Source organism: Motilimonas thetidivivens, assembly GCF_046452435.1.
Lineage (GTDB): Bacteria > Pseudomonadota > Gammaproteobacteria > Enterobacterales > CBDFNC01 > Motilimonas.
Genome location: NZ_JBKFDK010000013.1, coordinates 88,890 through 102,896 on the forward strand (window position 1 = coordinate 88,890; position 14,007 = coordinate 102,896).

Consider the following 14,007-nt stretch of genomic DNA (forward strand, 5'->3'; position numbering starts at 1 on the left):
GGCTTTGCTACTCGACTGTGATCGCTAAATCGGTAAAGCAACTTTTATCGCAAGGCGGGCCTTGTATGACGTTAATATCAGTCAGGGCTAAGTGGGTGTTTTGGAGAAGTTGGAGCATTTTCCCTTGTTGTAAATACTCGGCTTGTTGATGGTGTTTAACGATAACCAAGCCACTCAGGGCATCGATAAATTCCTCTGTGGTTAATCCTTCACGTTTAGCCATACGACGATAAGCATCCTCAGGATGGGTTGTTTGATACTCTACAGCTCGATTAAAGGCGTTAACTATTTTAGTTAAATCTTGAGGGCGCGTTTGCATGACTTTGCTTGAGGTAAATAACACATCGACGATATTACCGGGTGTTTGGCTAGTGTCGAATAAACGCACAATATTGGGATCGGCTAAGGCCGTGGTCGCAAAAGGTGGATAGGTTTGCGCCGCAGCTATCTCACCTTTTAGCAATGCTTCAATATTGCTGGGCTGGGGGAGAGGCACTAGGGTCACATCATTAAAACTTAGCCCTGCCGAGGCCAACGCATTCGCTGCGGTCAACACATCTACCGAGCCTGCTTCAAAACCTAATTTTTTACCTTTTAACTCGGCAACGCTTGTAATCTCTTTACGTGCAAGCAGCATATCGCCGCCATTTGAAAAATCGGCTACCATAAAAATAACCGGATCTAGTCCCTCAACTTCACGTGCGGTATAAAACTCCATCAAGGTGCCAGCCATCACATCAAATTGACCCTTTTCAAATGCGCGTCTGCCATCGGCTAAGGTTTGAAATGGGATCATCTTCACCTTAAGCCCTTCATCTTGGTAATAGCCTAACTCATGGGCCAGAGCCAAGTATTCATAACCCGGCCAAGCATTGAGGCCGATGCGCAGCACCTTAGGCTCAGGCTCGGAGCAACTAATTAAACCTAAGCAAAAGAAGGCAAATAGAGCGTGTCGAGCAAGGATCATTACATTCCCTTAATATGATAATTAATTTTTATTTTTTATTAGCTTAGTCAAGGATCTTTGAATAGACAAAGCAATCACATAGCACCATAGTTTAGACGTGATCTGTGATTAGCCTTGATGTTTTGTCAATTAAAAGCAAAGAAAGGCTGTGACGTAATATGTCTTGCGATTAGTGTTGTATAAAACAGAGGTGTTGAGATGAAAACTCAGCAAGAGAAGACATGGGCGTACTTAACTAAAGCCCTTGTTCGTTTCGAGATAACTGAAAATACCCCAGTGATGAGGTTTATTATTTTGAGTTTGATGACAAAGAAGCCTCGCGAGTTTAGCTGCATGAAATCATTGGTTAATGGTTGCAAAAGATGGCCGGCCAATTTTTCTAGGTCTATATGCTGATAAATGGCTTTATTTATTGGTGTATTCTTAAAACCTAACTTGATGATTGGATGTCGAATATGAATAGCAAACTAAAGCTTCTTGCATTTACAGTGGCTTGCTTTGCCACTAACGCGCAAGCTCAGGTTTTTAAACAATTTGGTGATTACTCCGCGACAGCGATAGAGCAGCGAAACGGCGTAGTAGAAAAGCAAGCCAGTGTGGCATTGCAAGGCAGTCGTCTGCAACTAGACTTTAATGCGAACTCTAATACCAAAGGGGTTATGGCCTTGGTTGATGGCGAGGATGTACAGCTGATTGTTGACGGTGAGGTGATGGATAATCAGTTGGATGACTCGGAAGTCCTCAAGGTTAAAAACGCCCAAAACATGGCTATTGTTTACCAGTCTAAAACCTACCCCGTCAGCACTAAGGGCAGCGGTGCGTCGATGATTTTTATTACCGACTTTAGCGACTCCGGCAAAAAGGTGCCCGCAAACGCCCTTGACTATCGCATCGAGCAAAGTCAGTTTGTTACCTCACAAGGGGTGATCCCCGCTGGTTGCTTTGGTCAACTAAAAACAGATTTAAACGGTGATAACACAGTTGCGACCATTTACATTAATCGAAATACACTGCGAGGCTGTATCGCTGCCAATTTTCCTTTCCCCGGTGGTGATGAAGCCAAGATCAGCTACAAAATTGTCAGTGAAGGCAAGCCAAACCAATTTAATATCGAAGTGTGCGAACGTGTAGACGGTTCATTGGGCGCATCATGCGACAACATCATTATCGAGTTTGTTAATCGCCCTTATATCACGCCGAGCAAAACCCTAAGCGTGCTATCGATAGAAAAAATAGGTGAGTGGTAATTGCTTATTTGAGCAAATTGGTGGGGGCGTTACTTTTCACTACATCAGGTAGGAGCCCCAGTCATGGGCGATGGCGTTTATCGCAGCATGACTGCTGCTCCTACTTGCTGCCTTTAACTTAGCACAGGCTAAAACTCAGTTTGTAGCACATATCTCTGTCATATAGGGCAGAGAAGCCTAGGCTAACGTACTCTCTTTATTAGTTGCTTGTCTAACCTATTTCTAGCTCCATTCAATTGAGCAAGACCGTTGGGCGAGGGTTGATTGACTAATGGGTGCCGGTCTTATTTCCTATGTAAACCAAACTATAACTGGGAGCGTAATACCCTATGAAAGTGAGTATTTATTTTTAGTATTGAGCTGAACACATTAATTTAAAGTATCTAACACTTCATTTGAGGTGCTATCTTAACAAGGCTTATGATGGAGAATGTTATGAAAAGAGTATGCCTATTATTTTTTGTGCTTTTACTATCAGCCTGCATGAGTACTGAGCAGCAAACAGCCGTTACAACTCAAGACTGGTACAAAGTTGGTGTGATTGATGGCCAGCTAGGGCACTTAGAAAAAACAGCTAATGAATTAGTAAAAGTATCCACTTTAACGGATTCGCAAGTATTAGATTATCGGCGAGGTTATCAAGATGGTAATAATGAATATTGCCAATTATCAAATGCATACATTTTGGGAGTAACCAGAAAAATGTACCAAGGCGTATGCGATGAAAGAAAAGATGGATGGAAATTCAGAGAAAATTGGTTAAACGGTAGACATTCTACAGCATCGGGTATGATGTGAAAGCTGTCTACTCATTTCGGTAATCCCTTATAAAAACGTTTGCTCATAAAAATTGCTACATAGGGAGTAAAGCTTAAGTTTTTAGAACGTAACATGACACTTTCTTAGACCTTAACTGCCGCACGGATGCGACAGTTAAGCCATTAAGGATGATTTCACGGCGATCCGTAAAAGAAAAGGTAACTTATCTGCCGTGTTATTCAACATTACGCCTTCTTATCTTCCCCTCCCAGCGCTTCTACCAGCGCGGGGATAAAGTTTTCTAGCTCGCCTGTCATTAGGGCAAAGTCGGCGTCGAAGCGGGCGGCGAAGTCGTCGCCTGAGATGTCTTCGTTTTCTTCACGTAGCACGTCAGAGAATTTCACCCGTTTAATGGCCATGTCTTCACCTAAAATGAACGACACGTTTTCTTGCCAGTTTAGCGCAAGCTTAGTCACTAGCTTGTCGGCGTCGAGGTGGGCTTTGATTTCTTCGGCGGTTAAATCTTGCTGTTTACAACGAATAATGCCGCCGTGCTCGAGGGCACTGCGCAGCTCGGCTTCGTCTTCGATGTTAAAGCCAGCTGGAATATTGCCTTCGTTTAGCCAATCGGTCATGGTCAGCTCAGGCGGGGTGGTGAGCCCAAGTGGCACCACGGGTAAGCTGCCGAGACATTTACGCAGCAGAGAAATGAGCTCTTCGGCTTTTTTACTGCTTGAAGCATCGACCACTAATAAATCTGACTTTGGGCTGATCCAAGCAAAGGTTTGGCTGGTGCGGCTAAAGGCGCGTGGCAGCAGCTCCATAATGATGTCTTCTTTGAGCGCGTCTTTTTCTTTTTTCTTTAGCGGGCGGCCTTGGGCATCTTCAAGGGCAAGGGCCTTTTCTTCTACCATGTCTTTGATCACTGGGCCCGGCAGCATTTTTTCTTCTTTTTTAACACATAACAAGATGTTGCCGTCGGCACCGTGGGTTAAGGTTTGGCCAAATTTGCCCAGCGGCTTAACCCAACCAAATTTTGATACATCTTGTGAGCCACAAGGGGTAAATTCAAAGTCGGCTAAGGTTTTTTCCAAGGCTTCAATATTGTGCTCAAAAGGACGGGTAAAACGATAAATTTGTAGGTTCTTAAACCACATAGTCTTGATTCACTTATAAAAATATCTGCACGTTTTGCTCAGCCAGCCAAATTCAATATGTCCTTGTCATTGGCTAGAAAGTGTCAGAAGGGTTGGAAAAATTCACGTAGGTAGGCATGATAAACTATTTTGCGCTGATTATGCTTGCTGCTTTGGGCTTTTTTGGTGATACCTCACTTTTTAATTGAACGCGTTTTCAGGTGACCTAGGCTTTATGAAATTTCTCCACACTTCGGATTGGCACTTAGGCCGCCAACTTCATAACCAATCTTTATTAGACGATCAGCGCCATGTGTTGGTGCAGATGATTGACTATGCCAAAGCCCATCAGGTGGATGCCGTGGTGGTGGCTGGGGACATCTACGATCGCTCGGTGCCGCCCGCGCAAGCGGTGACCTTGTTAAATGAGGTGTTAACCGAGCTAGTCAATCAGTTAGCCATTCCCGTGCTGATCATCGCGGGCAATCACGATGGCGCTGAGCGCCTTGGCTTTGCCAGTGAAGCCATGGGGGCGGCGGGGCTACATATTGCTGGGCCGCTAAACAATACACTATCACCCGTGGTGGTGACGGGGCGCTCGGGCGTGTCGGCGGCGTTTTATTTATTGCCTTATGCCGAGCCTGCTACCGTGCGCCATGTGTTTGATGTCGAGGTGAGCGGCCATCAACAAGCCATGACCTGTTTGCTTGAGCAAGTAAAGTCGCAACATGCATTACATCCACAGCATAAAAGCGTGGTGGTCAGCCATTGCTTTCTTGATGGCGGTGAAGAAAGCGAATCGGAGCGACCATTAAGCATTGGCGGCGCGGATAAAATTGCCCCTAGCTTGTTTGCTGATTTTGATTATGTGGCGTTGGGGCATTTGCACGGGCCGCAATATAAAGGCGCGCCCCATGTGCGCTACAGTGGGTCGCTGCTGAAATATTCCTTTAGCGAGCAGCACCAAAATAAGTCGGTCACCTTAGTGGAGCTAAGTGATGATGGCGAGGCCAAGTTTGATTTGTTGCCGCTGACCCCCTTGCGCGATGTGCGCGTGATTGAAGGCTTGTTAGAAACGGTGCTGGCAGAGGGTAAAGACGATCCCAATCGCGATGACTATGTGATGGTGCGGTTATTGGATAAAACCGCCATTTTGGATGTGATAGGCAAAATACGCCAAGTGTATCCCAATGTGTTACACATAGAGCGCAGCGGCTTGATGGCCGCAAGCACCACCTTAGAGCGGCGCCAAGATCATATTAAAAAGTCAGAATTAGCCATGTGCCGCGACTTTTACCAGCAAGTGCAAGGTGAAGCCTTAACCAGCGCGCAGCAAGCCGTATTAGCAGACGCGATTGAACAATTACATCAAGATGTTGAGCAGGAGCCACAGCCATGAGACCGATTTATTTAACCATGGCTGCCTTTGGCCCGTTTGCCGATAAACAAGTGGTTGATTTTGAAAAGCTGGGCCGTAATCCGCTGTTTTTATTAAATGGCCCCACGGGCGCGGGTAAAACCTCGATTTTAGATGCCATCTGTTTTGCCTTATACGGTAAAACCACGGGGGATGAGCGTGAAGCGGCGCAAATGCGTTGTGATTATGCCGATGAACAAACTTTGACCCAAGTGGAGTTGGTGTTTGAATTAGGTGAGCAGCGTTATCGAATTACGCGCATTCCAGAGCAGCAAAGGCCGAAAAAAAGCGGCGATGGCGTCACCGAGCAAAAGCCTCAGGCCGAGTTATATCGTCTTGATGGCGAGACGGAAACCTTGCTTGTTGCCAGCAAGGTTAGTGAGGCCAACCAGCTTATCGAGCAACTGACCGGCTTAGATGTGGATCAATTTCGTCAAGTCATGGTGTTGCCACAGGGTAAGTTTCGCCAGCTGTTGATGGCCGATTCTAAAGATCGCGAGAAGATCTTTAGCCAGTTATTTCAAACCCAAATCTATCGCCAGATTGAAGATAACCTAAAAAATCAAGCGGCTAAACTGCGTAAAAATCGCGAAGGCCTCGCCAATCAGCGCCAAGGTATTATGGATGCCCTTGAATTGACGGGGGATAATACTTTAAGCCAAGAGCAAGCCGAACTTAGTCCGCGCTTAGAGCAGGCCTTAAGCCAAAAACTCGCCGCAAATAAGGCCTATGACGAAGCCAATCAAGCCCTTGCCAGTGCTAAGGGCATCGCCGCTGATTTTGAGTTATTGACCAAATTAGAAGCCGAGCAACAGCAACTTGATGCCCAGCTACCGACAATAAAGGCCGAGCAGCAGCGCCAAGCGCAGGCCGAGCAAGCACAAAAAATTGAGCCTAGTTATAACCAGTTTTTGGCCCGAGAAAAAGAATACCAAGCCAGCGTTAAGGCCTGTGAGCAGCAAACAGACTTGTTACGCCAAGCCGAGCAGCACCAAGGCCAGCAAACCTTAGAGCACAATAAACTAGGCGAGCTGACCGAGCAATTGCAACAGCAGCAGCAAGGTGTACAGCAGTTAACGGCTTGGCAAACGCCGGTCAGTCAGTTGAGCGAGTTAAGCCTGCAAATTAATGCACTGAGTCGAACTCATCAGCAGCAACAAGCTACGGTTGAAGCCACCAAGCAACAATTACAGCAAGGCGTGGCGCAGCTGCAAGTTTGGCAGCAACAATTGGCGCAGCAAAGTCAGTTAGCGGAAACCTTATTACAGCATCAGCAGCAGTTGTCTCAGCTTGAAACCCAGATGCAAAGCCATCAGCAGTGGCAGCAAGGGCTGCAAGCCTTGAATCAATTGAGTGAGCAATTAAATCAATCCGTGATCAAGGGTAAGCGGTTAAGCCAATATGCCAACACGGCCGAGCAAGCTAAATTAACCGCCGAATACCAGCGCCATTTAGGTCAAGCGGCCATTTTAGCGCAACAATTAGCGCCCAATACGCCTTGTTTGGTGTGTGGTAGCACGTCACATCCGGCACCCGCTAAGCTCGACAACGAATTGCCGAGTGAGGAGCAAATCGAAGCCTTAACGGCTGCGTTTAATCAAGCGAATGAAACTTTAACCAAGGCGCGAGAAGAGTACGCCGCCCTTAAGGGCAAGCACAGTGAAAAGCAGCAGCAGGTTAACCAGTTAGCGCAAAGCTTAGGTGAATTAACCGAGCAAAGCAGTGATGCCTTAGCGCAGCGTTTACAAGCCGTAAAAAGCCAGTGGCAACAGGCTGAACAAGCACAGGCACAAGTGAAACAGCTCAATCAGCAGCTTGGACAATGGCAACAACAAGAGAGCCAATTGCGCCAACAAATCGAGCAGCAGCAAGGCCAAGAGCGAGACACCCATGCCCAGCTTGCGCAGTTACAAGGGCAATTTGCTAGCCTGAATGAACAAATACCGGAGCAATACCGCGAGTTAAGCGCACTGACTAAGGCGATAGCACAAGCTAAAACAAAAGTAGCTGGGTTAGAGGCGCAGATAAACCAGATCCGAGAAGCTTACCAACAGGCGCAAACCCAATTGGCCAAGGCGCAAAGTGCAGCGCACGCCGCCGAGCAGCAACAACAAAGTGCCAAGGCACAGTGGCAACAAGCGCAAAGCCAATTTGAGCAGCAATGTGAGGCGGCAGGCTTTGCTACGATAGAGCAATTTAACCAGGCTTGTTTAACGCCTGAAGCCCTCGCGCAATTAATCGATAACCTTACTCAATATCAAACTCAGTGTCAGCGCAATCAAGCCCAGAGAGAGCAATTAAAAGCCAAGTTGGCCGAGCTGATTAAGCCTGATTTAGACCAACTGAATGCTCACGCTGAGCTTTGTTTAGCCACTAAGAATAAAGCCGAGCAAGACTGGCAGCAATTACAGCAGCGCCAAGATCAATTAACCAAAACCGCCACTCAATTGGCCACGTTGGATGAAAAACTGGCCAAGTTAGATCAAGACTATGAAGTGGTGGGCACGCTTGCAGCGGTAGCCAACGGCCAAACGGGCAATAAAATCAGCTTGCAACGCTTTGTATTGAGCGTGCTGCTTGATGATGTATTACTGGATGCCAGCACGCGTCTACAATTAATGAGTAAAGGGCGCTATCGCTTATTACGTAAAGAAGAAAGAGCCAAAGGCAATAAAGCATCTGGTCTAGAATTAGAAGTAGAAGATGCCTACACAGGGAAAGTTCGCTCGGTGGCAACCTTAAGTGGCGGCGAGAGTTTTATGGCGGCGTTGGCCATGGCGCTGGGCTTATCTGAAGTGGTGCAAGCTTATGCCGGTGGTATTAAGTTAGATACGCTATTTATTGATGAAGGCTTTGGCAGCTTAGATCAAGAATCGTTGGATTTAGCCATTCGCACCTTGATGGATTTGCAACATAGCGGCCGTATGGTGGGAGTGATTTCTCACGTTTCTGAGATGAAAGAACAGTTGGGAATGCGCATTGATGTCATTAAAAGCTCTTTGGGAAGTCGATTAGCACTTGTTTTACCTTAGTGTTACATCGTAATATTCGAGCTATTGATAGCGGTATTACCGAATTCACCTGTTTTTTGTGCGGAAACTGGTGGTTATTTGAGCATTTTTGTTTTGGTTTATTCCATTAATAAAGCAAACGTCATAAAAATATCACTTTTGCTGCTTGAACATTCTAATGTGTCATATAAGTGTCATACAAACAGCTAATAATGCAGACAATCGTAATAAACATAGAGTTTCAAGATGTCTAGAAGAATACTGGTAGTTGAGGACGAAGCGCCCATTCGAGAGATGCTTTGCTTTGTATTAGAGCAAAAAGGGTACGAAGCGATTGAGGCTTCTGACTTTGAGATGGCATTAGAAAAATTAGTTGAACCCTTTCCTGATCTGATTTTATTAGACTGGATGTTACCGGGCGGTACTGGCATTCAATTGATTAAGCAGTTGAAGCAAGATGAGATCACTCGACAAATTCCTGTGGTGATGTTGACCGCACGTGGTGAAGAAGAAGATAAGATCCGTGGTTTGGAAGTGGGAGCCGATGATTACATCACTAAACCATTTTCACCAAAAGAGCTAATGGCGCGTTTAAAAGCCGTTATGCGCCGTGTTTCACCAACATCACTAGATGATGTGATTGAAGTGCAAGGCCTTAAGTTAGATCCTGTTTCTCATCGTGTCAGCGCCAATGATAATCAATTGGAGATGGGACCGACAGAATTTAAGCTACTGCATTTCTTTATGACCCACCCAGAGCGCGTATATAGCCGTGAACAGTTACTTAATAATGTTTGGGGCACCAATGTATACGTAGAAGATCGCACGGTTGATGTGCATATTCGTCGCTTACGTAAAGCGGTTGCCGAAGAAGGCCATGATCGTTTGATCCAAACGGTGCGTGGAGCAGGGTATCGTTTCTCAACCCGAATGTAGTACAGGCTTTTTTTTGCGATTAGCCATTAGATAGTTAAGGAAAACGGTAGTTCTATGTTACAACCTTTATCATGGATGGTGCTTTCAACGCGTGTACTGTTTTTCTATATTCCATTCATCGTTGTTGGCTTTTTTCTCGAAGAAATAACAGCTTGCCTACTAGTCGCAACGGTGATCCACTTATCTTGGCATTACAATAATCAAAAAAAACTAGCCGATTGGCTTTGGCATGATCGCAGCCTAATTCCGCCTGAGGGCAAAGGAAGTTGGGAGGGGGTGTTTAATGGCATTTACAAATTGCAAAAACGCCACCGCTTGCGCCGCAAAGAATTAGCCAGTGTGATCCGCCGCTTTCGTGAGGGCGCCGAAGCCTTACCCGATGCCGCAGTGGTATTTAAGACCGATGGCAGTATCATTTGGTGTAACCGATTAGCTGAAGGTATTTTGGGCTTTCGCTGGCCTGAAGATGCCGGCCAACACATAGGTAATTTGATTCGCACCCCCGCGTTTGTCGATTACCTTAAAGGAAGGGATTTTGACGAGCCATTAGAGCTGGTTTCGCCAGTGAATAGCGATAAGTTGCTGGAGTTTAGGATCATGCCCTATACCTCTGGCCAAAACATGTTGGTGGCGCGTGATGTCACCTTGATCCGCCAACTTGAAGCCATGCGACGCAATTTTATTTCCAGTGTCTCACATGAATTACGCACGCCGCTAACCGTATTAAAAGGTTATTTGGAGATGATGGAGGATGCGCCGGATGCCAGCTCGGCGATGTGGGTTAAAGCCCATCATGTGATGGCAGAGCAAACGGCGCGGATGGATTCCTTGGTGGAGCAGCTGCTAACGCTATCGCGGATTGAAGCGGCTCCTGAAGTGGATTTAAGCCAAAAGGTAGATATACCGTCTATGTTATCGCTGGTTGAAAAAGAGGCGATAGCCCTTAGTGGCGATAAATCCCATCAATTTAACTTCACCATTGATACAGATTTAAAAGTATTTGGCGACGCCGAGCAGCTGCGCAGTGCAATCTCTAATTTGGTTTACAATGCCGTATATTACACGCCTGCAAACCGTGAAATAACAGTGATTTGGCGCAAAGATCCAGATGGTGCTTACTTTTGCGTCATTGATAAAGGTAATGGTATTGCGCCTGAGCATATCTCGCGTTTAACGGAGCGTTTTTACCGTGTTGATAAAGCCCGTTCACGTGAAACCGGTGGTTCTGGCTTGGGTTTGTCTATCGTTAAACATGCCTTGAGCCATCACGACAGTGTGTTGCAGATAATGAGCGAAGTGGGCAAAGGCAGCCAATTTAGCTTTAAAATTCCGACAAAATTTATCTGTCAATGATATCTATATCAAGTATTGGATAATTTCTGATCTATCGCCTTATTCAGCATAAAATGCTGCAGATCTTCTATTGTTAGGTTTAGCTTTAAATATTTTTATTATTTATAGTTCTAAGTTTGACCATTAAAATCAACAATTACTCACCTTTGTTCATTTTGCGAGTTAGTTCATTGGTCACTAAGTTTGCAGTGTTAATCATCTCTGATATATTTTGCCGCTGTCTCTAGATGAGAACTATTCTCGTCAATGATAGATGGCTTAATACTGGGATGAAATTAATGGACTATATCAAGAACCTTTCGGTTAAAAGTAAAATAACCTTTCTGGTCTCGTTTGCTTCACTGGCTATTTTGGCGATGGCCTGGTTCGGCGCGCTTGAGCTTAAAGACAGCATGCTAGATGAGCGCAAGCAGCAATTGCAGTATCAGGTGGAAGCATCCCTAGGGGTATTCAAATATTATCAAGCTAAGGTTGATAAAGGTGAGCTTGAATTAGAGCAAGCGCAGCAGTTAGCGTTCAATCAGCTGGCCGATATGACTTATGGCAGTGATGGTTATTTCTTTGTTTTCAATGACGATTTCATCCTAAAAGCGAGCTTAAAAGGCTCTAATAAGATTGGCTCTAATGTGGGTGCGGTGCAAGATAGCTTCGGCGTGTATGTTTATCGCGATATTTTGCAAGCCGTACGATCTGGTGGTGGCTCGGGTTATTTGGAGTATCACTTTCCAAAAGTAGCGGGGGGGAATCCTGATGCTAAATTGTCGTTTGCTGCCGAATACCGACCTTGGCAAGTGATTCTTGGCACTGGTGTGTATTTAGATGATGTTGAGAAGTTATTCCAAGCGCGTCTTTGGAGCAAAGGCACTACCTTCATTGTTATCTTACTTTCTCTGATTGCGATCTCTTGGTTGATTATTATGTCAATCGTGAAACCACTTAAGCAAATTGTTAGCGCGATGACAGAAGTGGCAAAAGGCGATGTGACAATCCGAGTGGATGTGGATAGCAAAGATGAAATGGGTATTCTTGCTAAAGAAATTAATACCATGCTTGATGCTTTCCAATCCTTGTTAAAAGCCGTGAGCCAGAGTTTAACCACATTGAATGTATCTGCCGATGGCTTAGCTGTGATTGCGAATCAAACTAACACTGGCGTGCAAAAACAGATGTGTGATGTTGAGAGTGTGGTCAGCGCTGTTGAGCAGATGACCTTGGCGGTTAAAGAAGTGGAAGCCAGCACGGCACAAGCATCTGAAGCCACAAGCGAAACCAATAATGTCGTGCGTGAAGCAAGCTACTTGATCAATGAAACCCTAGACTCGATTAACCAAGTTTCCAGCCAAGTTGAGCATGCTGTTAAAGTGGTTAACGAGCTAGAAGCGGGCTCAAGCGAGATTGGCGAAGTGCTAAATGTTATTTCAGGGATCTCTGAGCAAACCAATTTATTAGCGCTTAATGCAGCCATCGAAGCGGCGCGTGCAGGTGAAGCCGGCAGAGGTTTTGCTGTGGTAGCCGATGAGGTTCGCAGCCTGGCTCATAGCACGAAGAATTCAACCATCGAAATTCAAAAGATGATTGAGAAGCTCCAATCTCTGGCCAAGAGTGCTGCGTTAGCGATGGAACAAGGGCGCGAGACGGCTCGAGAGAGCGTTGCTGCGGCTGGCAAAACCGGTGATAACTTGAACTTAGTGGTGAAACAAGTTGAGCGGGTCAATGATATGAACCATCAAATTGCGTCATCAACCACAGAGCAAGCTGCGGTCGCTGAGGATGTGGCTCGCTCTATGGTGAACATCAGTGTGATTTCAGCTCAGACCGGTGAAGGTAGCCAAGAGACGTTAGCCAACAGCGCTAAAGTTAAACAATTGGCCGATGAAGTTACTCAGCATATTTCGGCATTTAAGGTTTAGTAGGCGCCTGTGATTTGTGGGAGCCCCTGTCATGGGGCGATATTAGCTTATGATTTGGCTGATTGTTATCGCTGCATTACTGCAGCTCCCACAGGTTAGGTCTGTTAGAATCGCCAACCAATACTCCATGAATAAAAAATGACACCGGTCATCAAACTGTCATCTTAGCTACTTATATTTGTCATCATCGCTAGACATACTGGCGCGGAATCGAAAAATACATTCACTTGGAGTAAAGATAATGAAAGTAAAAAATCTGGTAACAGCGATTGGTTTCAGTGTCGCTACCGTTTTCGCTGGCTCAGCTGTTGCTGGTAATGTTGATGCAAACCTACCGACTTACACTAAAGTAAGCGGCATCTCAGGTAACCTTTCTTCTGTTGGTTCAGATACCCTAGCTAACATGATGACTTTCTGGGCTGAAGAGTTTAAGCGTCAATACCCAAATGTTAATATTCAAATTCAAGCAGCTGGCTCTTCTACTGCTCCACCGGCACTAACTGAAGGTACTTCTCAGTTCGGTCCTATGAGCCGTGCGATGAAGGCAAAAGAAATTGAAGCATTTGAAAAGCGTTACGGTTACAAGCCGACTGAAGTTCGTGTTGCTATCGATGCACTGGCTGTATTTGTAAACAAAGATAACCCAATTGAAGGTTTATCAATCAAGCAAGTTGATGCGATTTTCTCTAGCACACTTAAGTGTGGTGGTGACAAGCAAGCAGAGCGCTGGGGTGATTTAGGTCTAGACGGCTCTTGGGCTGATAAAGATATCCAGTTGTTTGGTCGTAACTCAGTATCTGGTACTTACGGTTATTTTAAAGATAAGAGCCTTTGTAAAGGTGACTTCAAAAGCAGCGTAAACGAGCAACCAGGCTCAGCTTCTGTAGTTCAATCAGTATCTTCTTCTCTAAATGCAATCGGTTACTCAGGTATCGGTTACAAAACGTCTGGCGTACGTGCAGTAGCTCTATCTAAGAAAGATGGCGAATATGTAGACGCAACTATGGATAACGCAGTAAACGGTTCATACCCGCTTTCTCGCTTCCTATACGTTTATGTAAACAAGCACCCAAACAAGCCACTAGCACCGCTAGAGCGTGAATTCCTAAAAATGGTACTTTCTAAGCAAGGTCAAGAAATCGTTGCTAAAGATGGTTACATTCCACTACCTTCTGCAGTAGTGATGAAAGACCTAAAAGAACTAGGTATCGAGCTATAATTCAGCTCCACCCAGTTTGAGGAATCAGCCCTGCTTTTTAGCAGGGTTTTTT

At 45.5% G+C, this 14,007-nt stretch carries 10 protein-coding genes; 8 read left to right on the top strand and 2 right to left on the bottom strand.

Going from position 1 to position 14,007, the window contains the following annotated elements; all coding sequences use genetic code 11:
* Window positions 1–7 precede the first annotated feature (7 nt).
* Window positions 8–967 carry an ABC transporter substrate-binding protein gene (locus ACK8OT_RS11480; protein ID WP_410196654.1) on the bottom strand — a complete coding sequence of 320 codons (960 nt, stop codon included), beginning with the start codon at window positions 965–967 and terminating at the stop codon, window positions 8–10.
* Between the two features lie 455 nt (window positions 968–1,422).
* On the opposite strand from ACK8OT_RS11480, the gene ACK8OT_RS11485 reads away from it, so the two are divergent.
* Both ACK8OT_RS11485 and ACK8OT_RS11490 read left to right on the top strand, forming a co-directional pair.
* Window positions 1,423–2,214 carry a hypothetical protein gene (locus ACK8OT_RS11485; RefSeq protein WP_410196655.1) on the top strand — a complete coding sequence of 264 codons (792 nt, stop codon included), beginning with the start codon at window positions 1,423–1,425 and terminating at the stop codon, window positions 2,212–2,214.
* A 435-nt stretch (window positions 2,215–2,649) separates the two neighbouring features.
* On the top strand, window positions 2,650–3,012 hold the full coding sequence (locus ACK8OT_RS11490) for a DUF2799 domain-containing protein (protein ID WP_410196656.1): 363 nt from the start codon (window positions 2,650–2,652) through the stop codon (window positions 3,010–3,012).
* Window positions 3,013–3,218: 206 nt separating this feature from the next.
* Here the strand turns inward: ACK8OT_RS11490 and rdgC are convergent, their stop codons facing one another.
* The gene (gene rdgC, locus ACK8OT_RS11495; protein ID WP_410196657.1) at window positions 3,219–4,130 is read right to left on the bottom strand and encodes a recombination-associated protein RdgC; all 912 of its coding nucleotides are present in this window, start codon (window positions 4,128–4,130) and stop codon (window positions 3,219–3,221) included.
* A 214-nt stretch (window positions 4,131–4,344) separates the two neighbouring features.
* On the opposite strand from rdgC, the gene ACK8OT_RS11500 reads away from it, so the two are divergent.
* The 6 genes from ACK8OT_RS11500 to ACK8OT_RS11525 all read left to right on the top strand — a co-directional run bounded on the left by ACK8OT_RS11500 (window position 4,345) and on the right by ACK8OT_RS11525 (window position 13,955).
* Window positions 4,345–5,508 (top strand): exonuclease SbcCD subunit D, encoded by a 1,164-nt coding sequence (locus ACK8OT_RS11500; protein WP_410196658.1) that lies wholly within the window; start codon window positions 4,345–4,347, stop codon window positions 5,506–5,508.
* Window positions 5,505–8,558, top strand: a complete 3,054-nt coding sequence (locus ACK8OT_RS11505; protein ID WP_410196659.1) for an AAA family ATPase — start codon at window positions 5,505–5,507, stop codon at window positions 8,556–8,558. The genes ACK8OT_RS11500 and ACK8OT_RS11505 overlap by 4 nt, the downstream gene beginning before the upstream one ends.
* A gap of 225 nt (window positions 8,559–8,783) precedes the next feature.
* Complete coding sequence (gene phoB, locus ACK8OT_RS11510) at window positions 8,784–9,473, top strand: phosphate regulon transcriptional regulator PhoB (RefSeq protein WP_410196660.1); 690 nt, start codon at window positions 8,784–8,786, stop codon at window positions 9,471–9,473.
* 54 nt (window positions 9,474–9,527) lie between these two features.
* On the top strand, window positions 9,528–10,826 hold the full coding sequence (gene phoR / locus ACK8OT_RS11515) for a phosphate regulon sensor histidine kinase PhoR (protein ID WP_410196661.1): 1,299 nt from the start codon (window positions 9,528–9,530) through the stop codon (window positions 10,824–10,826).
* 278 nt (window positions 10,827–11,104) lie between these two features.
* Window positions 11,105–12,736 carry a methyl-accepting chemotaxis protein gene (locus ACK8OT_RS11520; RefSeq protein WP_410196662.1) on the top strand — a complete coding sequence of 544 codons (1,632 nt, stop codon included), beginning with the start codon at window positions 11,105–11,107 and terminating at the stop codon, window positions 12,734–12,736.
* Window positions 12,737–12,977: 241 nt separating this feature from the next.
* A complete protein-coding gene (locus ACK8OT_RS11525) occupies window positions 12,978–13,955 on the top strand; it encodes a PstS family phosphate ABC transporter substrate-binding protein (protein ID WP_410196663.1) in 978 nt (325 codons plus the stop codon).
* Window positions 13,956–14,007 lie beyond the last annotated feature (52 nt).